The following is a 25,598-nucleotide window of genomic DNA, read 5'->3' as shown; positions in this document are numbered from 1 at the left end:
GTTGTGGATAGACACATTTATTTTAAGTTCACAGAATTTTATTATTATTAGTAATAAATAGGTAAAAAGGAGCGTGGCAGGGTGAATACGATGGTCATGATTCATCACGACCTTCAACAAAGGCTTATTAGTATTCGTAGAGAGCTCCATCAACACCCAGAGGTGAGTTCAAAGGAATACGAAACGACGAAACGTTTAAAGCGTTGGCTAAAAGAAGCGGGGTATACGATTTTACCGTCCACGATGGAAACGGGCGTCGTTGCCGAGTTGAAGGGGAAAAAAGAGGGACCGACAATTGCTTTTCGTGCAGATATTGATGCATTGCCGATTCAGGAGGAAACTGATTTACCGTTTGCGTCCGTCAATGAAGGGGTTTCCCATGCGTGTGGTCACGATTTTCATATGACCATTGCATTAGGTGCGGCGTTTGTGTTGGCAGAGAAGCAGGAGCAATTAACGGGGAACGTTCGCTTTATTTTTCAGCCAGCCGAAGAAACGACGCAAGGAGCGCGACAGCTCATTGAAGCTGGATTGTTTGAAGATGGAAAAATTAACGCAATATTCGGACTTCATAATCAACCAGACATTCCAGCTGGACAGTTTGGGATTACAGAGGGACATTTAATGGCGGCTGTTGATACATTAAAAATTACGATTGCGGGTAAAAGCGGTCACGGGGCAATTCCGCAGCATGCTATTGATACGGTTGTCGCTGGGTCGGCTGTTGTGATGGGGTTGCAGTCGGCGGTGAGTCGAAACATCGATCCGTTTGAGCCTGTGGTGATTACGATTGGGTCCTTTCAAGCGGGTACGACGCATAATGTTATCGCCGGCACGGCGGAATTGATCGGAACAGTGAGAAGTTTTAATCCGAAAGTGCGCGCGCAATTACCTGGACTCATTGAGCGAATTTCTGAAAAAATTGCGAGTGGGTACAATGCAGAAGCGAAGGTACAATTGATTCCACAAGTTCCGGCGATTCAGAACGATCCTTTGATGACGAGACTTTTGCGTCAGTCGGTGGAAGAAATCGCAGGGCGTGACGCGATTGTAGCGCCGATGCCAACGATGGGGGGAGAGGATTTTTCCCTTTATCAAAACTATGTTCCTGGCTGCTTCTTTTGGGTTGGGACAGGTGATGTGGAAAAAGGGGTGGACAAAGGCTGGCATGACCCACAATTTTTAGTCAATGAAGATGTCATCCCAAGTACGGTGACGGTTGTAGTGGATGTGCTACTAAGAGCTTTAAAGCATTTTGAACAATAAACATAGTAGATGTGTATGGCCTACATAAAAAAGAGTCGTAGACACACGAGCAGTGAGTTTAGCGAGAGTAGAATGGTCACAGCAACGCACGAATTTGAAGGAGGCAGCAATTATGGGAGAAGAATTGAAAAATATTTGGAAAGATTGGCGTCTTCATGCAGTGGTATTTGTCATCGTTTTGGTAACAGAAGCGATTGGCACGCATCAGTTTACAGTGGGACCAGGGGTGGTGTTGTTATTACCGATGCTGTATGCGATTTTAATCGGTTTCGGACTTTATTTTACGCCTCTTATTAAAGAAAAACAGTCAAAGAATGCAGAATCGCTTATTGTGTTAGGGGTGACGTTGTTAATTGCTAAAATTGGTGTCATCATTGGTCCATCCTTGCCGAAAGTGATTGAAGCAGGTCCAGCGTTATTGCTGCAAGAGTTTGGGAACTTAGGGACGATTCTTTTAGCTCTGCCTGTTGCAGTATTTCTTGGGTTAAAGCGTGAAAGTATCGGGATGACGCACTCTGTCGCTCGTGAACCGAACGTTGGTCTCATTATGGATAAGTATGGCTTCAATTCACCGGAAGGTCGCGGGGTGATGTCTATCTATATTTTTGGTACGGTATTTGGAGCGGTATTTATGGGCCTTATTTCTGGATTTTTGGCAACATTAACTCCGCTTCATCCTCTTTCTTTTGCGATGGCCTCTGGAATTGGAAGTGGAAGTATGATGGCCGCAGCAAGCGGTTCACTCGTCGCAGCCTTCCCGCATTTAGAAAATGATATTCTCGCTTTTGCCGGAGCCAGTAATCTATTATCGTTATCGACCGGATTATACATGAGTATTTTCATTGGACTGCCATTAACGGAAAAAATGTACAATGTTTTAGCGAAGCGACGTGACAAAAAAGCAGCCGAAAAAACAGGAGTGGGGATGTAAACGATGCTAAAAAACATACAAGAGTGGAGTCTATTATTAGCGATTTTTGGTGTGGTAGCACTACTAGGAAACTGGGTGGGATATGACGTGCTACCATTAGAAGCGATTCCGGGTATGATTGTACTGGTGTTGATTTGTCTGGCTGGATTAATCATTCAAAAAGTTCTGCCAGGCAGAATTCCAAGTGTGGCCTACATTGCGATTATCGGTACGGTTCTTTCGATGCCGTGGATGCCGGGTTCAGACAAAATCGTAGAATGGACATCAGCTGTCAATCTATTAGCTCTAACGACCCCCATCTTAACTTACGCAGGAATTGCCATCGGCCGATCTTGGACGGACTTCGTTCAACTTGGCTGGCGCAGCATGGTGGTTGCTATGCTTGTGTTATTCGGAACGTTCCTAGGTTCAGCGTTAATTGCGGAAATGATTTTAAGATGGCAGGGGATTATTTAATAAGCTGATAGACTCGTGTGTCCAACTGTTATGGCGTTAATATGTGGAAATCGAGTGCAAAAGGAGAGTAGATGGTTTTATGGCCAACTACTCTTCTTTTTCGTATTCAAGACGTCCATTTTATTTTTTTGTCATATTTGATTTTTTATTTCATAAAATTAAAATAAAAATTGAAATTTAATTTCAGCCAACCTATAATAAGGGTATCAACGTTTTGGCAAAAATGATTTGGAGGCGACATCGATGAGTCAAAAGCTTACGTTATTAACGACAGAATCGCGCAATGAACAGACGATGCATATGGATACGGCTAATACGGCAGAGATTTTACGAATGATGAATGAGGAAGATCAAAAAGTGGCATTAGCGGTTCAACAAGTGCTGCCAGATGTGGAAGTAGCCATTCAATTTGCTTCTGAGTCCTTAAAAAATGGAGGGCGTCTCATTTACATTGGCGCTGGGACGAGTGGAAGACTAGGCGTGCTGGATGCGGTTGAATGCCCACCGACGTTCAGTACAGCGCCTGAGATGGTGCAAGGCATTATGGCTGGAGGCGAGAAGGCCTTTGTAAAAGCGGTTGAAGGAGCAGAAGATAAAGAGGAGCTCGGGGCACAAGATTTAAAAGCCATTCATCTTACAGAGAAGGATACGGTGATTGGCATAGCGGCAAGCGGTCGTACACCGTATGTGATTGGTGCTTTGCAATATGCCCGCAGTGTGGGAGCGAAAGCAGTTGCGTTGTCTTGCAATGAACATTCGCTTATTAGTCAGGCAGCGGACCATAGCATTGAAGTGATTGTAGGGCCAGAAGTGCTAACAGGGTCTACACGATTAAAGGCAGCGACAGCCCATAAAATGATTTTGAATATGATTTCGACGACCACGATGATTCAGCTCGGAAAAGCCTATGAAAATTTAATGGTGGACGTCCATGTAAGTAATTATAAGTTAAAAGAACGTGCTATTAACATCATTTGTAAAGTGACCGGTGTTTCGTATGACGAGGCGAAAGAAACATTGGAAACCGCTAATCTGGAAGTGAAGACGGCGATTGTGATGCTGGAAGCCGATAAAGGGTATGACGAGGCGAAGAAGCTGCTTGAGCAAGCGAATGGCTATGTTAGAAAAGCGGTGGAGCTTAGTAAAGCGTAAAGGAGAAGAAAGATGGCAACAGGTGGATTAAATATGATTACAAATATGCTTCCGCAGCTTCCGGCATCGGAGCGGAAAATTGCGGAATATATTTTAAAGCATCCTCATGATGTTGTAAACAGTACGGCAGGAGAGTTAGGAACATTAGCCAATGCGAGCAGTGCGGCAGTGATTCGGCTTTGCAAGTCCCTTGGGGTTAAAGGGTTCCAAGAGTTGAAAGTAAGAGTTGCGGGCGATTTGGTGAAGCCTGCCGAGCAAGGGTATCGGGATATAGAACCAGATGAATCAATCTCCTCCATTGTTCAAAAGACAACAAGTAATAGCATTCAAAGCTTGAGTGATACAGCCGAAATTATCAATTATGAAGAGCTGGAGCGCGCTGTGGCAGCGATTTTGAATGCGAATCATGTTCATCTTTTCGGAATAGGGGCTTCTCATATTATTGCGATGGATGCCCAGCAAAAGTTTCTTCGAATTAATAAAGGTGCAACAGCTTTTGCAGATGCTCATCTGGCGGCGACTTTAATTGCGAATGCGGGGCAAGATGATGTGGTGTTTGGGATTTCTTTTTCAGGCGAAACACCAGAGGTCATTAAAGTGCTTTCATTGGCAAAAGAACGCGGTGTAAAGACGATTTCTTTAACCAAATATGGGCAATCTACAGTGTCTTCGTTAGCCGATATTTGTCTGTATACGTCTTATTCGACTGAAGCACCGTTCCGAAGCGCGGCAACGTCTTCTCGTTTAGCCCAGTTGTATGTGATTGATGTTTTGTTTTTATCTATGGCCACGAAGCATTATGAGGAGACGATTGCTTATATCGATAAGACACGAGAAGCGATCCAGTTTTTAAAAGAAACAAAGTAACCGGCTATTCCGCATTAATGGAGAGTAAGATTTTTATTTTTAAGCGTGGAGAAGTGTAAGTGGGGATGAGGGGAAATCCGGATTGATAGAAGTGGTAAATTCTGAGCTGGGTTTTCTTCTAGAAGTGTTAAAAATGGTTTCATTCAGGTTTTATTTCCAAACTTTAGATAAAAAAAGAGGGGGAAACCGTAATGTCTGGGGAAAATCATGTTTTAGCGAAAAAACTATTAGAACAGCTTGGCGGGGCAGAAAACATTGCAGCGTATACGCATTGTATGACCCGTCTTCGCGTCACACCGAAAGATGGCAGCATTGTCAATAAGCAAGCCATTAAGAAGATGGATGGCGTTTTAGGATTGGTGGAAGAAGAAACGTTACAAATTATTTTAGGACCGGGAAAAGTGAATAAAGTGTCAGAAGCGTTTGGTCAATTATTACAAGATTCAGAGGATGTTAATTTAGAAGAGCTTGCGGCAAAGAAAAAATCAGAGTTAAAAACAAAGAATGCGACGCCATTTAAGTTGTTTTTGCGCCAAATTGCCAGTATCTTTATCCCGCTTATTCCTGCGCTTGTTGCGTCAGGGTTGATTACGGGAATTACAAAGGCGGTTGTTCAAGCTGGATGGCTGCCGGCAGAATCACAACTTGCGACGATCTTAACGGTAATTGGCGGCGGGTTGTTTGCTTATTTAGGTATTTTAGTTGGAATCAATGCGGCGAAGGAGTTTGGCGGTTCACCAGCTTTAGGCGGATTAGCCGGCATTTTAATTATGAACCCGGCCGTTGCGGGGATTAGTCTTTTCGGTGAAGAATTATTGCCAGGGCGAGGCGGTTTGATTGGGGTTTTATTGGCGGCGATTTTTATCGCGGTAGTCGAACAGCGCGTTCGCCGGTTTGTCCCCCAGTCACTAGATATTATTGTGACGCCAACGGTTGCTTTACTTATTACAGGGGTTGTGACATATCTCGTCTTTATGCCGCTTGGTGGATGGATTTCAGATGGCATTACAACAGGGTTGCTTGCTGTTTTAGATGTAGGAGGGGTGGTTGCTGGCTTTGTACTGGGGGCAACGTTCTTGCCGCTTGTTGTTACTGGGCTGCATCAAGGGTTGACGCCGGTTCATCTTGAACTCATTAACTCCATTGGTGATGATCCGCTTCTGCCAATTTTGGCAATGGGAGGTGCCGGTCAGGTTGGTGCCGCGTTTGCCATTTATATGAAAACGAAGAAAGCACGTTTAAAACGAGCGATTGGTGGTGCGCTTCCGTCAGGGATGCTAGGGATTGGGGAGCCGTTAATCTTTGGTGTCACGCTGCCACTTGGACGTCCATTTTTAACCGCTTGCCTTGGAGCGGGAATCGGTGGTGCGTTTCAGGCTTACTTTAAAATCGCCACGATTGCGGTCGGTGTTTCCGGATTACCGTTAACCTTTCTTGTCCATACCCAGCAAATTGTCTTATATTTGATTGGTTTATTGATTGCGTATGCAGCGGGCTTTGTCTTTACTTATTTGTTCGGATTTAAAGACGAGATGGCGAGTGAGTTTGAATGATTGGTATCTCTTTTTACTTGAATGATCCGTTAGCGGAACAACGAATAGTGGAAGCGAGTCAAAAAGGAGTGAAGCGAGCTTTTACCTCGCTTCACATTCCTGAAGAAACAGGAGAACTGGCAAGTCGTGCCCAACAATTGCTTGAAACAGCGAAACATTATGGAGTGGACGTGTATGCGGATGTTTCACTGAAGACACCTGGACATTTAGGAATTCAAAGGTTGGAAGAGCTAACGTCCCTCGGTGTTGTCGGAATTCGTTTGGACGATGGCTTTGATGCTGAGACGATTATGAGCTTATCCAAACGATTTCACCTTGCCCTGAATGCAAGTATTTTGTTTGAAGACGAATTGAAAAGATTGCTTGCTAGCGGTATGGACGCTGAAAAGTTAATCGCTTGGCACAATTTTTACCCGCGCTGTGAAACGGGCTTGGATGATGACTTTTTTCGTCAACAAACGGCGTTATTCCAACGGTTTCATATTCCGGTTTGTGCATATATTCCGGGACGAGGAGAGAAAAGAGGTCCCGTTTTTGCTGGTCTTCCAACTTTGGAACGTCATCGGTATATGGACCCGTTTGCAGCGGCCGTTGAGCTGTATCGTTCCGGGATCACAGATGTGTATGTCGGTGATTCGGACCCGGGTGAGGGGTTGTTGGAACAATTGGTGAAATATGATGCAGATAGCATTCTTCCTATTCGGATTCAGTCTTCGATTTTGCCAGAAGGAGAATACCGTCTTCGTCCCGATTCCGCTAGAGATGTTATCCGTTTGATGGATACGAGAAGGGCAGAATGTGTGGAACCGACTAACACGGTGAAACGTCTGCAAGGAATGATTACGATGGATAATGACCGTTACGGACGTTACCGCGGTGAAGTGCAAATTATCTTACGGGATCTTCCAGCGGATGAACGAGTGAATGTCATCGGCCACGTTATACTAGAAGATGTCCCCCTTCTTTCCGCTGTTCATCCTGGTCAAAGGCTGGAATTGAAGAAGGTGAAGCCATAGGTTTCGGTGTCACGTTTCATTTCCTTCACCAAATGCAAAAGGAATTTTTCGGTCGTGAGCGAATGAAGAACAATGTAAGGAAGGGAGATGGGATGATGGAAGTGAGAACGGCGGATTTATGTGATGATTTCGCGGATGAATTGAACGTTTGTACGGTCGAGTTTCGGTCGTACGGCGGGAAAAGAAGGTTTTTTGGTCCAATTTCAACGGTGAACGTACACGAAGATAATGTATTGGTAAAAGAAGCTCTTGAAACGATTCCGGCAGGCCACGTATTAGTAGTGAATGGGGGAGGTTCTAGAAACTGTGCATTAATGGGCGACCGATTAGGGGAGATTGCACGAACGCGCGGGTTAGCGGGTGTTATTATTAATGGCTGTGTCAGAGATAGTGCAGAATTAGCGCAGCTAAATGTCGGGATTTTCGCCATTGGTACGCATCCGTTAAAAAGTAAAAAAGAAGGAAAAGGAGAAAGAGAGACGACCCTTCATTTCGGCGGAATCGATTGGGTTCCGGGAAGCTATGTGTATGCAGATGAAGATGGTGTTATGACAGCAGCAAGAAATCTCCTCACATGAATTCACGTAAATGATTAAAAATTCATTTGACAATATTCTCAATATTAACTAATATCATAATATGCTAAAAAATAAATATCTTATCAAGAGAGACTGAGGGACAGGCCCGATGACGTCCAGCAACCATCATTTCGATGAAAGGTGCTAATTCCTGCAGAGTGTTTCATTCTGAGAGATAAGGTTTCGATACAAAGCCTCTTTCTGATTGAAAGAGGTTTTTTTGTTTACATTAAGAGATTAAACGAATGATATTCTGAATTAACCCAATATTCAAATTAAATAGTTGCGTTCCTTTTTCGAATGTGTATCATTATTTATTCATTTTATAAATTTGGTAAGTCATTACTTATATGGTCATCATTTTCATTTATGAAAAGAAGGAGTCGAAGACATGAAAAAAAGATCTCGTTTATTAGTACCAGTAGTGGCATTAGTAGGGTTTGCCGGAGTATTGAGCGGTTGTTCGACGAAAGAAGCAGCAAATGAAGCGACGAATGAACTAGAGGAAAAAGTGATTTTAGTTGGAACCCAAAATGATTATCCGCCTTTCGCCTTCACGGATGAGAACAATGAACTAACAGGCTATGATATCGAAGTAGTGAAGGAAATTGATAAAAAGCTAGATGGTTATACATTTGAGTTTGTGGCCACGCCTTGGGATAGTATGTTCCTAGCCTTAGAGTCAAATAAAATTCAGGCCATTGCAGACCAAGTAGCGAAAACGCCAGAACGTGAAGAAAAGTACTTATTTACAGATGAATCTTATTTTGCAGCAGAAACGGTCATTGTCGTGAAGGCTGGTCGAAAGGATATTACGACCATAGAAGATTTAGAAGGGAAGAAGGTTGGGGCGTTAGCGGGTGATTCGTACACGCTATTACTGGAAGAACATAATAAAAAAGCAGATAACGATATTATTTTAAAATATAGCGAAAGTGGAAACCCTTCGGAAATTTTACAAGATGTCCAGAATGGTCGTGTGGATGCCTATGTGAATGATCCGATTATGATTCATTCGGTCATGGAAAAGTTTGATTTAGACTTAGAAGTGGTCGGACAGCCGTTAGTGAACGATAATATGGGGATTGTCTTGAAAGATGAAGAGCAAGGTGAGGAGTTGAAGGCATTAATAGATCCAATTCTAAAAGAGCTGAAAGAAGATGGGACATTAGCTAAGCTTTCAACAAAATGGACAGGCGGAGAATACATCCCTGAATAATATAAATCGACCTAGAAAATTCAAGTGGTCTGAATAACCATTGTAAATGTTCTTGAATCAAATGAAGCTGTGTCGAGTGATGAAATGGAATATATATAAGAGAAGGGAATAGAGAATGGACAATTTACTGGATATTCAGTTTTTAATCGAAAGTTTTCCTGCGATTGCAGCACGGTTACCGGTTACCGTTGGCATCGCGGTAGGTTCTATGATTTTGAGTTTATTTATTGGACTAACAACAGCCCTTATTAAAATTTATCAAGTTCCGGTCTTGAAGACGATTTCTTCTTGCTATGTGTCGTTTATAAGGGGAACACCTTTATTGGTTCAAATTTATCTTGTGTTTTATGGCATCCCAAAAGTGATTTATTATGTTCAAACGGAATATGATCAGCTTCAAAATGTCGATGTGAACATTATTCCTCCTGAAATTTATGCCTTATTAGCTTTTTCGATTAATTTAGGCGCCTATTTATCGGAAACGATCCGGTCAGCCATTGAGTCGGTCGATCGCGGGCAGTTTGAAGCAGCAAAAGCAATCGGGATGAGCCCAGCACAAATGATGGTGAAAATTATCTTCCCGCAAGCTTTAGCAGTAGCGATTCCGAATCTCGGAAATATGTTTATTAGTACAATTAAGGACACGTCTCTTGTATTTATTATTGGCGTGATTGACATTATGGGACAAGCGAAAATTCTCGGCTCTCGGGGGCTGGCGTTCTTTGAAGTGTATATTGCGGTTTCGATTATTTATTGGATCCTTTGTATTGTTGTGGAGAGATTGCTTGCTAGAGTCGAGAAGCGTGCCCGCAGATATGAAAGAGGGATTGCTTCATGATTAAGGTAGAGAACATTCATAAATATTTCGATCAGCAGCATGTGTTAAAAGGGATTAATCTTTCCATTAAGAAAGGCGAGGTTGTCACGATTTTAGGGCCAAGTGGCTCGGGGAAATCAACGTTATTACGCTGTGTAAACTTTTTAGAACAGCCTACTAGTGGGCTTGTTGAGATTAACGGAAAAAGCGTTGATGTGGAATCGGCGACGAAGGCCGATATTCTTTCTTTAAGAACATCCACGGGAATGGTATTTCAGCAGTACAATTTATTTAAAAATTTAACGGTGCTGCAAAATGTCATGATTGGCTTAACAACGGTGAAGCGTATGAATCCAGAAGAAGCGAAAAAGGTGAGTCTTGAACTTTTGGAGAAGGTAGGCCTGAAGGAACGGTTGAATCATTATCCAGTTCAGCTTTCTGGGGGGCAACAGCAACGGGTAGGCATTGCCCGGGCGCTTGCGCTTAAACCGGAAGTTTTATTATTTGATGAACCGACGTCCTCTCTGGATCCAGAGTTAGTGGGGGAAGTGTTAGCGGTCATTAAACATGTAGCCAATGAAGGAAATACGATGTTAATTGTTACACATGAGCTTCATTTTGCCCGTGAGATTTCAGACCGCATTGTGTTTATGGAAAATGGAAGCATTATTGAAGAAGGAACGGCGGAGCAAATTTTTAACGACCCTCAAGTGGAGCGAACGAAGCAGTTTTTAAGTAAGGCGATGAAGAAGTGATAGAGTGAGTCCTTCTATTCTATGAGAGGCAGGAAAGGAGATACAACATGAACCCAATTGAACAAATTTTAACGGATTTTCCGATTATGATTATTGACGGAGCGATGGCAACGGAGCTTGAGAAGCAGGGCTGTAATTTACATGATCGCTTATGGTCAGCTAAAGTCTTAATCGAAAATCCAGAATTGATAAAGAAGGTACATATCGATTATTTTGAAGCAGGTGCAGATTGTGCCATCACCGCTAGTTATCAAGCTACGGTGGAGGGCTATATGGAAAGAGGATTGACGAAGGAAGAGGCTATCGGTTTAATTAAAAATTCTGTTCAACTGGCCAAGCAGGCGCGGGATGAATTTTGGGAAAGTCATCCTCATCAGTCGACACGGCCAAAACCGTTAGTGGCAGCTTCTGTCGGTCCATATGGGGCATTCCTTGCAGATGGCTCTGAATATCGAGGGGACTATGTAGTAAATGAAGAGGAATTAGTCGCTTTTCATCGCGAACGAATCAGTGTGTTAATAGAAGCGGGTGCCGATATTTTAGCATGTGAAACCATTCCGTGTTTGTTAGAGGCAAAAGCCATTACGAGAGTATTAAAGGAATTCCCAGGGGTGTATGCGTGGATAAGCTTTAGTGCAAAAGATGAAATCCATATTAGCAATGGCGACACAATAGCTGATTGTGCCAAATGGCTAGCTGGAGAAGAGCAAGTAGCCGCCATTGGAATCAATTGTTCTTCACCGCGTTTTATTGAGTCCTTAATTAAAGAAATAAAAGGTCAAACTTCTAAACCAATCATTGTGTACCCTAATACAGGGGAAGAGTATGATCCGACGAGCAAGACATGGAATGAGAAATCTTCGGGAGAACAGTTTGTTTCCAGCACTCAACGATGGTATGAAGCAGGGGCCCACATCATCGGCGGCTGTTGTCGAACGGGACCGAAAGAGATTGAAGCGATTGCTGCTTGGGCACGCCAATAAAGATCTATATCGACCTAGAAAATGTGGCATGACCGTTCTTTGGTCATGCTACATTTTCTAGACCTAAGCATCTGCTCCCCCTTTGCGGATCCATTCAAGAGGTCTGAATCACCATTTTCAATGTTTTTGAATCAAATGAAGCCGGGGCGAGTTATGAAGTGGAATGTATAAAAGTCCTATTTTTTACAATTTTTAAACAAAATCTTTACACTACCTTTAACAAAATGTCCAATTTTTTACTTATACTAGTATCGTAATAATCATTTCAATTTTTTAGGAGGTTATGACGATGATGATTGATGAAACTCATGAAATTGGGCTGACGACGATGGCGATTCTCCATCATCCTCATGCGACACATCAGACGAAAGTGATTGATATGGAAGGGGAGTTTTTAACATCAAAGTCACCAGAAGAGCTGCTGAATGAATTATGTTTGAAAAACGGTACGACTTACGAAGGAAGCCGTCAAGCTGTTATTCGTGTACATGGCTATGAGAAACGGACACCAATCGTGTTATCACCATTGAATGGCATTTGCGCATTTCCTACATCTTCGACTCAACACTTCGATTGCGTTTGGCTGTTTCCTCAACATGTTCTTCAATACGTGCCACATCCAACTAAGAACAATCATTCGATCGTGAAGTTTTATAATGGCCGTGAGCTTGTCGTGCAAGCGAGAGCTGCTTTTTAAAAAGCCAGTGGGAGCGTACGTCCGCTTGTGCGCTAAAAATACAAGGGTTTCAAACGTTTCATCTGTTTCAGCCGTACAAAGCTTTCTTATACAATGGCGAGAGTAACACGGAAGACGTTTTTTCGTTCCCGCTCGGACCGAAAACGACGCCATTTGGGAAAAGAGTATAGCAGACAGATGTACGTGATATACATAGCATAATCTCTGTGAGCGGAAGAAGCCCATACTGAAATGATTCGGCGGTCACGGGATTGGTCAAAAGAAAGGCTTTGACTTTGGATTAAGTAGGTCAGTTTTCGTTGATATTTCAACGTTTAATAAGAAAATAACCAAAAGCTTGCATAACACATAGCACCCTGAACTACCTCTTGACAATAGATATTGTCATCATGTGGATCAGGGTGTTATTTTACGTCTATTTCCAGAAATATCAAGGATTTCCCCTGTATATGGTGAAATAAACATAAAGATTATGAGAGTTCCATTCTTTAGCTAACGGACAAGTTAGTCAAAAATTGCAAGGAGCTTTCTTATGGATCGGTTTAAGCATTATTTAATGATGTGGGGAGTTTTCGCTACGTTATTTCAACGACTTCACTTTGGGTGAAAGCCTCATTTTTTAATATTTTCTTGGCAGCATCGCCGCCCCGACTATGCCAGCTTTTGTGCCGAGTAAAGCTGGCTCTAAGCGGACGGTGTCGCGCTTGCGGATAGACGAGCTCTTCTACTTCATTTCGTAACGGTTCAAGGAAGTGGTGCTGTGAGTTCATCACGCCGCCCCCTAAGACGATAAGGTCCGGGTCGACAGTATGGATGACGTTGGCAATGCCGATGGCTAAATGGTGAATAAATTGTTCGACGAGCGTTTTAGCAGTGGTGTTTCCGCTTTCAAATTGCTGAAAGACTTCGCCCGCGTGCTCTTTGATGGCAAGTGTTTCGATGCCGGCTTGGTGGAGAGCAGTTCCGCTGGCGAGAAGTTCAAGGCTTCCTTTGTTTAAGACAGGGTGAGAAGGGCTTGTGCTGGCAATAATCATATTGCCAATTTCTCCGGCGCATGAATGAGCGCCTTTAATCACTTGTTTGTTGTACACAAAACCGCCGCCAATCCCTGTGCTGACGGTGATGTAAAAGATGCTTTCAACTCCTGCTCCTGCCCCAAAATGAGCTTCTGCTAAGGCGGCCGCATTCGCGTCATTGTCAACGACGACGGGCAAATTTGTGCGTTGTTCCATAATGGCTTTTAACGGCACATGCTCCCAGCCAGGCAAGTTCGGCGGGTCAAGGATGATGCCGTTTTTTGCATCGAGCGGTCCTGGTGCGCCAATTCCGATGGCGTGGGCATGAGGGTAGGATGCTAAACTTGTTGTCATGTCAAGAATGCTGTCGATGAGGGCGCTAGGTCCTCGTTTGGCGTTCGTTCGTTGTTGCTGTTCTTCTAAAATGGTGCCATGCTCGTCCACGGCGGCGACCCGTATATTCGTTCCGCCAAGGTCGATGCCGATGAAGAGGTGCGGTTTGTTCATGCGTGTTCCTCCTTTTCTGTATGTGATTGATTATTGAAATATAATAATGGTCCTGCTGTTACGGCTGGAAGGTGCTTTTGGTAAAGTCCCATTGTTTTAAGAAGTCACAAAAAGCTTTAATTAACACGTTGTTGGAATATTCCTTTTTGAAAATGAGCCACGTTTGTCTTTTGACATGCAGGCCATCTTTTGTAAGGCAAGGGGTTTTGAATAGTTGATCGTTTTCTTCTAGCAAAATGTTCGGAAGAATGGCATAGCCTAGTCCGTTGAGTACCATTTCTTTGCACGTTTCCATGTTGTCCACTCGCATTGTAATCGTTGGAGGTGACAAATAATTTTCAGTCCACCAATGATCGATTAACGCTTTTAATGAAGTGTCTGTGTTGTAGTAGATTCTTGGAAGAGTTGAGAGATTGTGAAGGTCAATTGGGACTTTCGATACGACAAGTAAGTTTTCCTCCATTAATAGCTTCTGTTCATGCGGAAAATTATAGTTTCCTCTTACGATGCCGATATGAGCTTGTTCTTTGTAAATGGAATGAATGACTTCCTCGCTCCATCCGGTGTTTACGTGAAATTCAACGGCTGGGTATTGTTCGGTGAATTTCCCTAAAATCGGCGGGAGCTTGTAGCGTGAAAAAATGCTAGAAGCACTAATGCGTAAGACGCCTTGAATTTTGTTTTCAAAATTCAGCACTTCTTCTTTTACCTTTTGCAAGTCGTTTTGCATTTTGCCCGCATAGGCGGCTAAATGCTCTCCCTGCGGTGTGAAGGCAACACCGCGATGTCCCCGATACACGATGGCGACGCCAAACTCATCTTCTAATTTTTGCAGCCGGTATGTGACGGCAGGTTGTGAGATTCGTAGAATTTCACTCGTTTTCGTAATGTTTTTATATTCAAATAAGGTCGTCAGCAAACTCCAATCTAAGCTATCCATCATACACCTCCAGTGTCCATTCAAGTGAATAGGGATAAAGTCATTTTATGGCAGACAATAAAAAATCAATATTTCATTTATTTCTCAATATTCAATATACTCTAACTATACCATGGTATCAATCTTTTGTAAGAGGGGTTGGATGGGTGAACATTCACGGACAATTGTATAAGCTGCCGAGTGTGTTAATGCGAGGCGGGACAAGCAAAGGTTTAATTTTGAAAGAGATTGATTTGCCAAAAAATGCGAACGAACGAGATGCTGTTATTACAAAGATTTATGGAAGTTCAAAAAACGGTCAAATTGATGGGGTAGGCGGGGGCACTTCTTTAACAAGCAAAGTGGCCATCGTCGGAGTGACAGATATGTTAGGCTGTGATCTTTATTATACGTTTGGTCAAGTCAGTACAAACAGTGAGCGAATCGATTATGACGTGACGTGTGGAAATATGGCATCAGCAGTCGGGTTGTTCGCAGTCGAGGAAGGGTTTGTCCCGATTCGTGAAGGTTTGACAACCGTCAAAATTTACAACACGAATACGAAGCGGGTAATGGAAGTCGACATCCGGGTTCGCGACGGACGAATTGTCTATGAAGGGGATTTTGTGATTTCGGGTGTTTCGGGTACAGGTTCGTGCATTATGGTCCATTTTATTGAATTTGGAGGCGCGCGCACAGGGAAGCTGCTGCCGACAGGGAATGTCGTTGATGTCATTTCGCTTCCACACGGAAAGGACATCGAAGTGACGATGGTGGATGTTGGAAATGTGCTTGTGTTTGTGAAAGCAGCGGATTTCGGGTTAACAGGAATCGAGCTTTCGTCGACGTTTAATCGTTCAGACATACAGCAACAGCTTGAAGAGGTGCGAGTCCAATGTGGCAAACAGCTTCAGTTATTTCGTGAAGGCGAACAAATTACGCCAGAGACTCATGCATTGCCGAAGATGGTGATCGTGTCGGGGGCGACGGATTATCTTGATGAATATGGTGAGCGCGTGTGCGAGCACGAAGTGGACATTGTCGGAAGATATATATCGATGGGCACGTTACACCGTGCGTTTGCGGTGAGTGGAGCCATTGGGTTAGGGGCGGCATGTCATATTTCTGGTTCGATTCCGAATCAAGTTCTTTCGGCGACACCGAAATCGCAAATAACCATCGGGCATCCAAGTGGCACGATTTTAGTGAACATTTCGCTACAACAGAAGAATGCTTCGTACGAGCTCGTGAAAGGCGGGATTGGCCGAACGGCAAGAAGAATTATGGAAGGGCATACATTTGTGCCGATTGAGTTGATGGGTACACCATTTTTAAAGCGTTTACATAAAGAGGGGGTTATGAAATGAAAAAACACGTATTCATATGTTTCATGTTGGTGATGAGTATCGTCTTGGCAGCGTGCAGTTCCAGTCAATCGACGGGAGGAAAAGAAGAGTATCCGAAAAGACCGGTTGAACTGGTTGTGCCGTTTGGGGAAGGAAGTGCGAGCGATACGTTTGCTAGAAAGTTTGCGGAAATTATGTCAAAAGAGATGCCACAGCCCATTCAGCCGGTAAATAAAGATGGAAGCGGCGGGATTGTCGGAATGGTGTATGCGCACGGTCAGGCGAATGATGGGTACACGATTTTAGAGGTAACGCCGTCCCACGTGATTGCTGATGTGCTTGGTACGAGTCAAAACATGAAATTTTTAGGGGAGTTTGAACCGCTTGCTCGCATTCAAGAAGACATTTATGTGTTGTCGGTTCCGGCTGATAGTGAGATTCAAAATATCGACGATTTGTTAGCGATTGGAAAAGAGAAAGAAGTGACCTTTGCGGGGGTGAGTCCAGGCGGATTGGATGATTTAACGTTAAATGCGCTGGCGGCTGCGACAGGTGTTAAAGTGAAGTTCATTCCTTATGGCTCCGGCTCTGAAGTAAAGGCGGCTGTGCTTGGCGGGGAAGTGGATGTGTATTTAGATAAATTAATTAATACGGTTGGTTATATAAAGGATGGAAAAGTGAAGCCAATTATTGTGTTAAATGATGAGCGTATTACACAGCTAGAAGAATTAAAAGATACGCCATCAACGGTGGAAAAAGGCTTTGATGTGACGATTGGTTCTTGGCGTGGATTTGTGATTAAAAAAGGCGCGCCACAAGAAGTGAAAGATTACTTGCTTGAGCAAATGGAAAAAGCAGCGGAAACGGAAGAATATCAACAGTTTAACGAAGAGTCGCTGACAAATATTCGTGAAGGCTTTTTAGGACCGGAAGAATTTAAAGCTTCTATGTTAAAAGATTATGAAGTGTTTGATGAAGTGGCGAAACAGACAGGATTGAAAGAATAATCAGGGCGGCTTTGATGCCGCCTGTTTGGAGGAGAGGCGTGTGGGAGAAGTAATATTTCATATGATTTTGCTGGCGGCGGCCGGACTTTTCTTTCGAGAGTCTTTTGAGATTACGAGTGGACGAGTAGCTGATCCAATTGGGCCGGCCGGATTTCCACAAGCGATTTTAGCACTCATTTTACTGCTGCTTCTCATCTCATTCTTTCAGGCAATGCGAAAGATGAAGGCAAAAGAGGAAGCGGAGTCCTTGCATCTAAATAAAGCGTACTTTGGACTTTTAGCAGCGATTGTTGTGTTCATTTTGTTAAATGATTTTATTAGCTTTACGCTTGCGTCGATTGTATTTTGCTTCTTTTTGTTTCTCCTGCTTGGGCAAAAGCGATATGTGAAAATGACGATTCAATCCATTGTCGTTTCGTTCGTGTTTACGCTCGTGTTCGGAAACATTTTATCAGTGCCACTGCCGAGGGGAATCGGAATCATTAAAGAGCTGAGCTATTTCTTCTATTAAGAAAGGAGGGGACACATGGATATTCAATTATTAATAGATGGTTTGTTAACAACGGTCGCGCCAGCGAATTTACTACTCGTGTTTGTCGGGATGTTAGTTGGGGTCTTTTTCGGTTCTCTTCCAGGCATTAGTTCATCGATGGGGATTGTGCTTATGTTGCCGTTTACGTATTATATGGGCATTCTTCCGTCGATTATTTTACTGGTGGCGCTTTATGCTGGTTCTGCGTATGGCGGGTCGATTACTGCTATTTTGTTTAATACGCCGGGAACACCTGAGGCGGTGGCAACGACGTTTGACGGCTATCCAATGACGAAACAAGGAAAAGCGGGAAGAGCACTTGGTCTTGCGATTAGTGCTTCGGCGTTCGGCGGCATTTTCTCTGTTCTCATCATGCTGTTTTTGGCACCGCCGCTATCGAGTGTGGCGCTAAAAATTCAAAGTGCCGAATACTTTGCGCTAACGGTATTAGGTTTGACGGTTATTGCTTCGATTGGGACGAAATCACCGATTAAGGCCATTACGTCGGGGATGATTGGAATTATGATTGCGATGATTGGACTTGACCCGATCGTAGGGGCTGCCCGGTTCACGTTCGGTCATATTGAATTCATGAACGGACTTGAAATGATTCCGATTATGATTGGGGCGTTTGCATTAGCAGAAGTGCTCAATCAAGTAACGGAAAATGAAAAACAGTTAAATATGAGTAAAAAAGTGTCGTTACAAACAATTAAAATGATTGAGCTTATTCAATATAAATGGGTGTTGTTGAAATCGGCGGTCATTGGAACAGTTATCGGCATTCTTCCAGGAACAGGCGGGTCGATTGCGTCAATTGTGAGCTACGGGGAAGCGATGCGTTCAAGCAAAAAGAAAGAGAAGTTTGGCCAAGGGGAAGAAGAAGGGATCGTAGCACCAGAAACAGCGAATAATGCAGCGGCAGGTGGTGCGATGATTCCAACCCTTGTATTAGGGATACCGGGAAGTCCAACAACGGCGATTATTTTAGCCGCTCTTGCGCTACAAGGACTGCAGCCTGGACCGCAATTAATGACGGATCAACCGTTAATGCTGTATTGCATTTTCTTCTCGATGCTGATCGCAAGTGTGGCGGTCTTTATCGGCGGGCGTTTAGGCGTTAAAGCATTTGCGGCGATTTTAAAGCTTCCGTATTCCATGTTAGGAACGTTAATTGTGCTATTGTCGATGGTCGGCTCGTATGCAGTAGGCAACTCAATGTTTAATGTGTGGGTGATGCTTGTATTCGGTGTGTTTGGCTATTTTATGAAAAAGTATCATTTCTCGCCGGCAGCATTAGTGTTGGGGCTTGTGTTAGGGCCGATGATGGAAGAAAATTTCCGTCGGCATTTGCTTGTGACAGAAGGTAATTACATGTCTTTTATCACACAGCCGATTTCAGGGGTCATATTATTTTGCTCGCTTCTCGCGTTGCTTTACCCGGTGATTGGGAAGTTCATTAAGAAAAAACCGACCGATGACGGCATGAATATCTCCCAATAAAGGAAGGACTCACACGAAGAAAAGGAGTTTTCCGATAAGGCCTAAATATGTATATAAAATAAACCGTTACAAAAACCATGAGTATTCCTAGGCTTTCGTAACGGTCCATTTTGAGAGGCTGTTTGACAAAGAGGTAATGTTCGTCTTGTCAGACAGCCCTTCGTTCGTTTATTAATACTTCGTGACGTTCATCCTGCTTACGAACGTATAACCTGTGACGTAAAGTTGTGTATCACTTGCGATTGGCATTTCGAGGCATCTGGTCTAAAAGACGCTCGCCTTCTTTCATTGTATGACCACATAAGGGACAATTTTGTTCATTCTCATAAGAAAAATCTTTTCTCATCCAGCCGATGCATTCTTCTGATTCACATTCCCAAACTGCTGTTTGTTCTTTCGGTAATGGTTCTTCCCTTTTTTTATAATACAATGATATCATCGCTCCTTTCTTTCATTATACAGCAAAAAAGGAAGACTACAAAAAAACTTCCTATTCTGTTAATTGTATTTATGCTTATACATGTGTTACAATAAGGTTAATTATTTTTGTTCGGTATAAGATGGATAGAAAAACTGTCTGAAAAAGAAGGTTTCGTCTTGAAGTAGTATGGTTGGGCAAGGGTAGTAATATAATTGTGGAAAATTCCACAACAGGAGGAAACATTATTATGGCACAAGGTACAGTTAAATGGTTTAACTCAGACAAAGGTTTCGGTTTCATCGAGAGCGAAGGCGGAGAAGATGTATTCGTACATTTCAGCGCAATCCAATCTGAAGGTTTCAAAACTTTAGACGAAGGTCAAAAAGTAACGTTTGACGTTGAGCAAGGTCAACGTGGCGCTCAAGCTGCTAACGTTCGCAAAGCATAATTTTAAAAGCAATAAATAAGAAAGACTCCCTCATGTGGAGTCTTTTTTTATAAATGACGAAGCCATTGGATGGTATCGAGACAGCGTTTTTTCAGTGGGGCAAAAATAAGGAATTTCATAGAAAAGGACATATAGGTGACAAATATGATTGAGATTAAAAAATCTGCACTTAGCGATGGTGAGTTTGACCGCGGGGTATTTGCGACACGTGATATTAAAAAAGGGGAACTGATCCATGAAGCACCAGTTATTCCTTACCCGAATGAGCAGCATGTGTTCATCGAGAAAACGCTACTTGAGGATTATGTGTTTGAGTACGGTGCTAATCATACGGCACTCCTTTTAGGATATGGGATGTTGTTTAACCACTCGTATACCCCGAATGCAACGTATGATATTAACTTTGATAACCATACGTTTGATTTCTATGCGTACAAGGATATTAAAGCAGGGGAAGAAATTTTAATTAACTATAATGGCGACGTGGATGACCAAGAGCCGCTATGGTTTAATAAGGAATAGATTGACGTAGAAAAAGGGAGATGACCAAAGGGCGGTCATCTCCCTTTTTCTGCTTAGGTGAACCTTTTGGGGCGTATTCGAGAGGTCTAAAGAATCCGGTGTGAACACTTTTCCGCCAAATGAAGCTGTGTTAGGTTATGAAGTGAACGATCTAGATTGATGGAAAGTTTCGTGGAGAGTAATCTCTACGGGGCTTTTTTTGTATAGAAAAAGAGGCTCAAGGGGTGTTGCTGTTGAGCCTCTTAATCTGCCTTATCAGCAATTTCTCAGCGCTTCGGCTGCTCTCCGCAGTTTTTTCTTAGCTGATCTTCCCCACCATTTGACCGCTTCGAGCTTGACTTGATGCTCGGCAGCGATGTCTTGGAGCGGGCGGTCGTTAATGATGTGTTCGTGGATGTACGTTTTTTCGCCTTCGGTTAAATTTCGATAATATAAGTAAAGAATGTCTTGTTCGAGTGGGACTTCATTCATATCTGCTTCGATAACTTCAAGAAATTCATCTTGGAGTGCTTTGTTATGTTCTTCATATTTGACTTGCTTTTTTAAAGCGGTTAATAAATGACCTTTCATCGTCATATAAGCATAAGCTGAGAAGGCGCCTTTAGCCGGATCAAATTTTTCATACGCTTCCCACAAAGCGATGAAGCCAAGCTGGATGTAGTCGTCAAAGTCTTTGTAGATTCGCAACTTTTTTAAAAGATGATGCACCATTGGTGTGTATTGAACAAGTGCTTCTTCAAATGTCGCCGGTTTTTTCTCAAACATATTCGGTTCCTTTTGAAAAGCGCGCTTTTCATGTATTCCGCGGTACGTTTACTTTACGATAAGGCAACGGAATTGGCGAATGAACGTTCGGGTTCAGAGGTGCGGAGAAGGCGTTTTCTTGGATGAGTTGGCTTAATAGTTGAAAGTTGATGAATAGTGTTGGCGTGTTTAAAAAGCTTGAGACTATATATTTCGTGAAGCGAGAAATAGTAGCTACAGAGACTCCATTCTTTAAAGAAAAAACGATGTACGAACGGTATTAGCAAGGATTTTCTAATTGTGAAGATATCCGTTTAGCTGCCAAATGAAAAAGGTTAATTTTAATTATGATAGAAGTCATTCATAGGCTAGAATGAGTACTATTTAAGTTGTCTTGATTTTGAAGTTGTCATACAAGTTGTTTTGTTTTTTTATGAATTTTCTATCTTGTATGACAAATTTTATGTTTTTTAAAATAAATATGTATACAAATTGTGTTTTTAATGCTAATATTTACATATGATTTAGATATTTCTGAAAAGTTGTCATACATATCGAAGGAAGTTGTATGACAATAAAACATAACGTTAAATAAAATTAAACTGTGTGGTGTTCATATTGGTTAATGAAGTAAGTGCAAGTGAAAAAGTATTTGAGTACATTATGGAAAGAATTGTATCTAAGGAATGGCTTCCTAATACTAAAATTATGTCTGAGAATCAATTGGCGGCCGAATTAAATGTTAGCAGGATTTCTGTAAGGGAAGCGCTTGAAAAGTTAGTGGCTTTTGGAATACTGGATAAAAAAAGAGGATCTGGAACCATTGTAAATGAAATTAAACCTTCTTTATTTTTGAAGAGCCTATATCCCATTATGTCATTGAGTAAAAATGATATTAAAGAAATTCTAGAGTTTCGTATTTACTTTGAATTTGGAAACGTATTCATGTTTATGGAAAATTACGATCAGGAAAATGTAGACAAATTGAAATATTATTATGAAAAAATGGTGGAAAACTACGACAATCAAGAAGAGTTTTATATTAATGATTTTTACTTTCATCAAGTAATCGCAAATGGTACAAACAATCCTATTGTGAAGGGAATCAATGAAATTCTTCAAAGTATTTTGAAATACAATATTAAACAACTTTATGATGATGTTGGTCCAGATAATGCTAAACACTATCATAAAGCAATTATAGAAGCTATTGAAAAGAAAGACACTCAATTAGCGGCATTATTAATGAGACGACATCTTGAAGATGCACTTCAAGACCATGGAAAGTAGGAGTCTGGATACCTGAACGAGAGAATGACTTTAAAATAATATTAAAAACCGAAGGTCCATCTGCATTAAGTTTTTCATAAGAGTTTAATGAATTTGTATGGATCTTTGGTATTAATAAAAAATAGAGATGGGGTAGGAAGAAGGTATGAAAAGATTGTTAGGGGGATTACTAGTTTTTATGTTAGCGCTTTCTTCGGTGGGGTGCAGTCAAACAGCGTCCGAAGATAGTCAAATAAAAACGATTAAAATTGGCCATGGTGCCAGTGAATCTTATCATATGCATCAAGCTTGGTTGAAATTTAAGGATGAATTAGAGAAGAATGGGCATTTTGAAGTGGAATTATATCCATCATCCCAATTTGGAAATGACACGGAGATGGTCGAGAATGTAAAAACGGGCGATTTAACAATGGCGACGCCACCTTCGTCTTTTTTGACAGAGGAAGCTCCAAACATGGCATTTATAGAATTGCCCTACGTATTTGAAAATAGAGATAATGCTTTAAATACTCTGACAGGAGAGTGGGGACAAAGGCAGTTAGAAGAACTAGAAGATGATGGCTTAAAAGGAATAGGTTATTTAGAAAACGGTCTTCGTCATCTGACAAATAGTAAAATACCTGTCAAGAATCCTGAAGATTTAAAAGGATTAAAGTTAAGAACGATGCAAGTGCCGGCTCACGTTTATTTATGGAATGATCTTGGAGCAACGGCAGAAGGAGCTCCGTTTGCCGAATTGTACAATAATTTAAGCACAGGTCGTTTTGATGGGCAAGAGAATCCAGTGGCTCACATATATGCCCAAAAATTTTATGAAGTGCAAGATTATCTTACGCTCACAGGTCATGTTTATACAGCTTATGTACCAGTGATGAATCTTGATTTTTGGAATGAACTGAGTGAACAAGAACAAAAAGAAGTTCAAGACGCTTTTCAACTGGCATATGACTATCAATTAAACCTCATTGAACAAGAAGAAGCAAATCAACTTGAAGAAATTAAAAATAATGAAAAATATTCTACCCAAATAATCCAATTAACCGCACAGGAAAAAGAATCCTTTATTAAAGCTGCTCAACCAACTCTAAAACATTATCGTGAGGAGTTAGGAGCAGAGGCTTATGATGAGTTTGTAGATGCAATCGAAAAATCCCATAAGTAATAAGGATATTATAACATACATCTTAGTCTAAAACTAGGATGTATGTTATGAAAATAACTTTCTCTAATTGAGGTGACGTTAAAGCCTATGTTGACATGGATGAACCGCAATATTGAAAAATTTCTGGTTGCAACGTTATTTATAGCTTTCAGTAGTTTAATGATATTAAATGTGCTAATGATTTTACTTACAAAGGAGGCTCTTGCTTGGGCTTCAGAAGTTGTGATGCTGTTGTTTGTGTTTTTTGTGTGGGTTTCAATCAGCTTTGCTTTTAAGGAGCGAAAACATATTAGAGTAACGGGATTGATAGATCTTTTGCCTGGAAAAGTGCAGCAATTGAGTGGTATTGCAGTTAATTTCATTAGTATTGTGTTTTTTGCGATTTTAGTAACGGTCGGACTCGACTGGATGATGCATCCCTCAGTACAGACTAAGCATTCTTTATTATTGAATTACCCGATGTGGCTATTTTATTTATCCGCACCGCTAGGAGGGACACTTTCAATTATCCGTATAGTCCAAAATACAATAGATGATATTAAAATGTATAGAAAAGAAAGCGCTTAATTATTGGTTTTTTATAGGGAGGGATCTAGGTGGAAGCGTTAGTGTTGTTTGGAATGCTATTACTTCTTATAGCGTTAGGCTTTCCAATAGCAATTGCTTTAGGTTTATCTTCATTAGTCATAATTTTTTTGTTTGAGACATCTACCTTAATGCTGCAAGCACGTTCAATTGTAACAGCCATTGATTCCTACCCTTTATTAGCTGTACCTCTCTTTATACTTGCAGGGGACTTAATGTATTCTGGTGGATTATCTAAGCGTATCATTGCTTTTGTCGATTCAATTGTGGGTCATTACAAAGCAGGATTAGCGTATGTGAATGTTTTGGCCTCTACGTTTTTTGCAGCTATTTCAGGGTCTTCACCAGCGACTGTAGCAGCAATTGGAACAAATATGATACCGGAGATGGAGAAGCGTGAATATACAAAGGAATACAGTTCGGCGCTTACAGCATCAGCTGGAATGATTGGCGTTATGATTCCTCCAAGTATACCGTTCATTATGTATGGTATATCAGCGGAACAATCTGTAGGGGCATTATTTATAGCGGGAATTGTACCAGGTCTTCTATTTGCTCTTGGTTTTATGGTAACTGCTTATATTCTCTATAATAAATACGGCTTTGTTTCAACAGGTACTTCTTTTTCGATATCTAATGTTGGAAAAACATTTAAAGATGCTATATGGGCATTACTAGCACCGATTATTATTCTCGGAGGTATATACGGGGGTATTTTTTCACCGACTGAAGCTGCAGCAGTAGCCGTCTTTTATTCACTCATTGTCGGAGTGTTTATCTACAAAGATCTGAATATTAAAAATATACACAGAGTATTCATCAATTCTGCTCTCACTTCAGGGACAGTCCTATCTTTAGTCGTTTTTGCATCAACTTTTGGGCGTCTTTTAACTCTTGAGCAAGTGCCAGTTAAATTAGCATCCTTTCTAACTAATATATCAGATAGTCCGATAGTCATCCTCATTATTATTAATATTTTACTGTTGGTGGTAGGGATGTTTATGGAAACTATTGCTTCTATTATTATCCTGACACCTATTTTATTACCGGTCGTACAAGCGATAGGAGTAGATCCGATTTTGTTTGGTGTGATTTTAACTGTTAACTTAGCCATTGGTTTTTGTACACCTCCATTAGGAGTTAACTTATTTGTTGCAAGTGGTATTAGTAATCTTTCAATAGAGAAGCTTTCTAAAGCTATCATGCCTTATTTTATTGTCATGATTGTTTTATTAATATTAATTACATTTGTACCGTCTATATCATTATTCTTACCAAATTTAATGATTGGTGGATAAAGAGTAAA

General features: G+C 41.7%; 27 protein-coding genes and 1 riboswitch. Of the genes, 23 read left to right on the top strand and 4 right to left on the bottom strand.

Annotated features, from left to right (window positions below):
• Positions 1 to 90 precede the first annotated feature (90 nt).
• From ACXAEO_RS16155 to ACXAEO_RS16095, 13 genes are all read left to right on the top strand, one after another.
• Positions 91 to 1,266, top strand: a complete 1,176-nt coding sequence (locus ACXAEO_RS16155) for a M20 metallopeptidase family protein (protein ID WP_474884222.1) — start codon at positions 91 to 93, stop codon at positions 1,264 to 1,266.
• 112 nt (positions 1,267 to 1,378) lie between these two features.
• Positions 1,379 to 2,197, top strand: a complete 819-nt coding sequence (locus tag ACXAEO_RS16150) for a DUF3100 domain-containing protein (protein ID WP_474882972.1) — start codon at positions 1,379 to 1,381, stop codon at positions 2,195 to 2,197.
• Between the two features lie 3 nt (positions 2,198 to 2,200).
• Positions 2,201 to 2,653: a hypothetical protein gene (locus tag ACXAEO_RS16145; RefSeq protein ID WP_474882969.1), complete on the top strand. Its 453-nt coding sequence runs from the start codon at positions 2,201 to 2,203 to the stop codon at positions 2,651 to 2,653.
• Between the two features lie 243 nt (positions 2,654 to 2,896).
• Positions 2,897 to 3,805, top strand: a complete 909-nt coding sequence (murQ, locus tag ACXAEO_RS16140) for an N-acetylmuramic acid 6-phosphate etherase (protein WP_474882967.1) — start codon at positions 2,897 to 2,899, stop codon at positions 3,803 to 3,805.
• Between the two features lie 12 nt (positions 3,806 to 3,817).
• Positions 3,818 to 4,672, top strand: coding sequence for a MurR/RpiR family transcriptional regulator (locus ACXAEO_RS16135; protein WP_474882965.1), 855 nt, complete (start codon positions 3,818 to 3,820; stop codon positions 4,670 to 4,672).
• 191 nt (positions 4,673 to 4,863) lie between these two features.
• On the top strand, positions 4,864 to 6,225 hold the full coding sequence (locus ACXAEO_RS16130; RefSeq protein WP_474882963.1) for a PTS transporter subunit EIIC: 1,362 nt from the start codon (positions 4,864 to 4,866) through the stop codon (positions 6,223 to 6,225).
• On the top strand, positions 6,222 to 7,241 hold the full coding sequence (locus ACXAEO_RS16125; RefSeq protein WP_474882961.1) for a MupG family TIM beta-alpha barrel fold protein: 1,020 nt from the start codon (positions 6,222 to 6,224) through the stop codon (positions 7,239 to 7,241). The genes ACXAEO_RS16130 and ACXAEO_RS16125 overlap by 4 nt, the downstream gene beginning before the upstream one ends.
• 95 nt (positions 7,242 to 7,336) lie before the next feature.
• A complete protein-coding gene (gene rraA / locus ACXAEO_RS16120) occupies positions 7,337 to 7,819 on the top strand; it encodes a ribonuclease E activity regulator RraA (protein WP_474884220.1) in 483 nt (160 codons plus the stop codon).
• Positions 7,820 to 7,896: 77 nt separating this feature from the next.
• Positions 7,897 to 8,001, top strand: a riboswitch (SAM riboswitch).
• A gap of 209 nt (positions 8,002 to 8,210) precedes the next feature.
• Positions 8,211 to 9,038, top strand: coding sequence for a transporter substrate-binding domain-containing protein (locus ACXAEO_RS16115; RefSeq protein WP_474882958.1), 828 nt, complete (start codon positions 8,211 to 8,213; stop codon positions 9,036 to 9,038).
• A gap of 115 nt (positions 9,039 to 9,153) precedes the next feature.
• Positions 9,154 to 9,876, top strand: a complete 723-nt coding sequence (locus tag ACXAEO_RS16110) for an amino acid ABC transporter permease (RefSeq protein WP_474882955.1) — start codon at positions 9,154 to 9,156, stop codon at positions 9,874 to 9,876.
• On the top strand, positions 9,873 to 10,610 hold the full coding sequence (locus tag ACXAEO_RS16105) for an amino acid ABC transporter ATP-binding protein (protein WP_474882953.1): 738 nt from the start codon (positions 9,873 to 9,875) through the stop codon (positions 10,608 to 10,610). The genes ACXAEO_RS16110 and ACXAEO_RS16105 overlap by 4 nt, the downstream gene beginning before the upstream one ends.
• 47 nt (positions 10,611 to 10,657) lie before the next feature.
• Positions 10,658 to 11,593, top strand: coding sequence for a homocysteine S-methyltransferase (mmuM, locus tag ACXAEO_RS16100; RefSeq protein WP_474882950.1), 936 nt, complete (start codon positions 10,658 to 10,660; stop codon positions 11,591 to 11,593).
• 289 nt (positions 11,594 to 11,882) lie between these two features.
• Positions 11,883 to 12,290, top strand: coding sequence for a competence protein ComK (locus ACXAEO_RS16095; protein WP_474882947.1), 408 nt, complete (start codon positions 11,883 to 11,885; stop codon positions 12,288 to 12,290).
• A gap of 575 nt (positions 12,291 to 12,865) precedes the next feature.
• On the opposite strand, the gene ACXAEO_RS16090 is transcribed toward ACXAEO_RS16095, so the two are convergent.
• Complete coding sequence (locus tag ACXAEO_RS16090) at positions 12,866 to 13,813, bottom strand: ROK family protein (RefSeq protein WP_474882945.1); 948 nt, start codon at positions 13,811 to 13,813, stop codon at positions 12,866 to 12,868.
• Between the two features lie 58 nt (positions 13,814 to 13,871).
• Entirely contained in the window at positions 13,872 to 14,753 is an 882-nt protein-coding gene (locus ACXAEO_RS16085) for a LysR family transcriptional regulator (protein ID WP_474882943.1), read from the bottom strand.
• A gap of 146 nt (positions 14,754 to 14,899) precedes the next feature.
• Here ACXAEO_RS16085 and ACXAEO_RS16080 point away from each other — a divergent pair, with 146 nt between their 5' ends.
• From ACXAEO_RS16080 to ACXAEO_RS16065, 4 genes are read left to right on the top strand one after another with little or no spacing between them, the layout of a single operon-like run.
• The gene (locus ACXAEO_RS16080; protein WP_474882941.1) at positions 14,900 to 16,099 is read left to right on the top strand and encodes a PrpF domain-containing protein; all 1,200 of its coding nucleotides are present in this window, start codon (positions 14,900 to 14,902) and stop codon (positions 16,097 to 16,099) included.
• Positions 16,096 to 17,085, top strand: a complete 990-nt coding sequence (locus ACXAEO_RS16075) for a Bug family tripartite tricarboxylate transporter substrate binding protein (RefSeq protein ID WP_474882938.1) — start codon at positions 16,096 to 16,098, stop codon at positions 17,083 to 17,085. Before ACXAEO_RS16080 ends, ACXAEO_RS16075 begins: the two co-directional genes overlap by 4 nt.
• A gap of 40 nt (positions 17,086 to 17,125) precedes the next feature.
• A complete protein-coding gene (locus tag ACXAEO_RS16070) occupies positions 17,126 to 17,596 on the top strand; it encodes a tripartite tricarboxylate transporter TctB family protein (RefSeq protein ID WP_474882936.1) in 471 nt (156 codons plus the stop codon).
• Between the two features lie 15 nt (positions 17,597 to 17,611).
• Complete coding sequence (locus ACXAEO_RS16065) at positions 17,612 to 19,120, top strand: tripartite tricarboxylate transporter permease (protein WP_474882934.1); 1,509 nt, start codon at positions 17,612 to 17,614, stop codon at positions 19,118 to 19,120.
• Between the two features lie 232 nt (positions 19,121 to 19,352).
• Here ACXAEO_RS16065 and ACXAEO_RS16060 read toward each other — a convergent pair whose 3' ends face one another.
• The gene (locus ACXAEO_RS16060) at positions 19,353 to 19,550 is read right to left on the bottom strand and encodes a cold-inducible protein YdjO-related protein (protein ID WP_474882932.1); all 198 of its coding nucleotides are present in this window, start codon (positions 19,548 to 19,550) and stop codon (positions 19,353 to 19,355) included.
• Between the two features lie 238 nt (positions 19,551 to 19,788).
• Here ACXAEO_RS16060 and ACXAEO_RS16055 point away from each other — a divergent pair, with 238 nt between their 5' ends.
• Positions 19,789 to 19,989 carry a cold-shock protein gene (locus ACXAEO_RS16055; RefSeq protein ID WP_474882929.1) on the top strand — a complete coding sequence of 67 codons (201 nt, stop codon included), beginning with the start codon at positions 19,789 to 19,791 and terminating at the stop codon, positions 19,987 to 19,989.
• A 144-nt stretch (positions 19,990 to 20,133) separates the two neighbouring features.
• Complete coding sequence (locus ACXAEO_RS16050; protein WP_474882927.1) at positions 20,134 to 20,511, top strand: SET domain-containing protein; 378 nt, start codon at positions 20,134 to 20,136, stop codon at positions 20,509 to 20,511.
• A 255-nt stretch (positions 20,512 to 20,766) separates the two neighbouring features.
• Here the strand turns inward: ACXAEO_RS16050 and ACXAEO_RS16045 are convergent, their stop codons facing one another.
• Positions 20,767 to 21,276 (bottom strand): sigma-70 family RNA polymerase sigma factor, encoded by a 510-nt coding sequence (locus tag ACXAEO_RS16045; protein ID WP_474882925.1) that lies wholly within the window; start codon positions 21,274 to 21,276, stop codon positions 20,767 to 20,769.
• A gap of 597 nt (positions 21,277 to 21,873) precedes the next feature.
• On the opposite strand from ACXAEO_RS16045, the gene ACXAEO_RS16040 reads away from it, so the two are divergent.
• From ACXAEO_RS16040 to ACXAEO_RS16025, 4 genes are all read left to right on the top strand, one after another.
• Positions 21,874 to 22,545, top strand: a complete 672-nt coding sequence (locus tag ACXAEO_RS16040) for a FadR/GntR family transcriptional regulator (protein WP_474882923.1) — start codon at positions 21,874 to 21,876, stop codon at positions 22,543 to 22,545.
• A 145-nt stretch (positions 22,546 to 22,690) separates the two neighbouring features.
• Positions 22,691 to 23,707, top strand: a complete 1,017-nt coding sequence (locus ACXAEO_RS16035; protein ID WP_474882920.1) for a TRAP transporter substrate-binding protein — start codon at positions 22,691 to 22,693, stop codon at positions 23,705 to 23,707.
• 87 nt (positions 23,708 to 23,794) lie between these two features.
• Complete coding sequence (locus ACXAEO_RS16030) at positions 23,795 to 24,274, top strand: TRAP transporter small permease (protein WP_474882918.1); 480 nt, start codon at positions 23,795 to 23,797, stop codon at positions 24,272 to 24,274.
• Between the two features lie 29 nt (positions 24,275 to 24,303).
• Positions 24,304 to 25,590 (top strand): TRAP transporter large permease, encoded by a 1,287-nt coding sequence (locus ACXAEO_RS16025; protein ID WP_474882916.1) that lies wholly within the window; start codon positions 24,304 to 24,306, stop codon positions 25,588 to 25,590.
• Positions 25,591 to 25,598: the final 8 nt, after the last annotated feature.

It is taken from the genome of Bacillus sp. ABA4_010 (assembly GCF_056159105.1).
The sequence above is the reverse complement of the archived record's forward strand: the minus strand, read 5'-3'. Positions and strand labels throughout refer to the sequence as shown.

What these genes read in the sequence shown, in the direction of transcription:
- ACXAEO_RS16145 (WP_474882969.1), top strand. Translation starts at nt 2,201, where the DNA reads ATGCTAAAAAACATACAAGAGTGGAGTCTATTATTAGCGATTTTTGGT.
- ACXAEO_RS16150 (WP_474882972.1), top strand. Translation starts at nt 1,379, where the DNA reads ATGGGAGAAGAATTGAAAAATATTTGGAAAGATTGGCGTCTTCATGCA.
- ACXAEO_RS16050 (WP_474882927.1), top strand. Translation starts at nt 20,134, where the DNA reads ATGATTGAGATTAAAAAATCTGCACTTAGCGATGGTGAGTTTGACCGC.
- ACXAEO_RS16110 (WP_474882955.1), top strand. Translation starts at nt 9,154, where the DNA reads ATGGACAATTTACTGGATATTCAGTTTTTAATCGAAAGTTTTCCTGCG.
- ACXAEO_RS16130 (WP_474882963.1), top strand. Translation starts at nt 4,864, where the DNA reads ATGTCTGGGGAAAATCATGTTTTAGCGAAAAAACTATTAGAACAGCTT.
- ACXAEO_RS16065 (WP_474882934.1), top strand. Translation starts at nt 17,612, where the DNA reads ATGGATATTCAATTATTAATAGATGGTTTGTTAACAACGGTCGCGCCA.
- ACXAEO_RS16095 (WP_474882947.1), top strand. Translation starts at nt 11,883, where the DNA reads ATGATGATTGATGAAACTCATGAAATTGGGCTGACGACGATGGCGATT.
- mmuM (WP_474882950.1), top strand. Translation starts at nt 10,658, where the DNA reads ATGAACCCAATTGAACAAATTTTAACGGATTTTCCGATTATGATTATT.
- ACXAEO_RS16075 (WP_474882938.1), top strand. Translation starts at nt 16,096, where the DNA reads ATGAAAAAACACGTATTCATATGTTTCATGTTGGTGATGAGTATCGTC.
- ACXAEO_RS16045 (WP_474882925.1), bottom strand. Translation starts at nt 21,276, where the DNA reads ATGTTTGAGAAAAAACCGGCGACATTTGAAGAAGCACTTGTTCAATAC.
- murQ (WP_474882967.1), top strand. Translation starts at nt 2,897, where the DNA reads ATGAGTCAAAAGCTTACGTTATTAACGACAGAATCGCGCAATGAACAG.
- ACXAEO_RS16055 (WP_474882929.1), top strand. Translation starts at nt 19,789, where the DNA reads ATGGCACAAGGTACAGTTAAATGGTTTAACTCAGACAAAGGTTTCGGT.
- ACXAEO_RS16135 (WP_474882965.1), top strand. Translation starts at nt 3,818, where the DNA reads ATGGCAACAGGTGGATTAAATATGATTACAAATATGCTTCCGCAGCTT.
- ACXAEO_RS16125 (WP_474882961.1), top strand. Translation starts at nt 6,222, where the DNA reads ATGATTGGTATCTCTTTTTACTTGAATGATCCGTTAGCGGAACAACGA.
- rraA (WP_474884220.1), top strand. Translation starts at nt 7,337, where the DNA reads ATGGAAGTGAGAACGGCGGATTTATGTGATGATTTCGCGGATGAATTG.
- ACXAEO_RS16105 (WP_474882953.1), top strand. Translation starts at nt 9,873, where the DNA reads ATGATTAAGGTAGAGAACATTCATAAATATTTCGATCAGCAGCATGTG.
- ACXAEO_RS16030 (WP_474882918.1), top strand. Translation starts at nt 23,795, where the DNA reads ATGTTGACATGGATGAACCGCAATATTGAAAAATTTCTGGTTGCAACG.
- ACXAEO_RS16155 (WP_474884222.1), top strand. Translation starts at nt 91, where the DNA reads ATGGTCATGATTCATCACGACCTTCAACAAAGGCTTATTAGTATTCGT.
- ACXAEO_RS16035 (WP_474882920.1), top strand. Translation starts at nt 22,691, where the DNA reads ATGAAAAGATTGTTAGGGGGATTACTAGTTTTTATGTTAGCGCTTTCT.
- ACXAEO_RS16085 (WP_474882943.1), bottom strand. Translation starts at nt 14,753, where the DNA reads ATGGATAGCTTAGATTGGAGTTTGCTGACGACCTTATTTGAATATAAA.
- ACXAEO_RS16115 (WP_474882958.1), top strand. Translation starts at nt 8,211, where the DNA reads ATGAAAAAAAGATCTCGTTTATTAGTACCAGTAGTGGCATTAGTAGGG.
- ACXAEO_RS16090 (WP_474882945.1), bottom strand. Translation starts at nt 13,813, where the DNA reads ATGAACAAACCGCACCTCTTCATCGGCATCGACCTTGGCGGAACGAAT.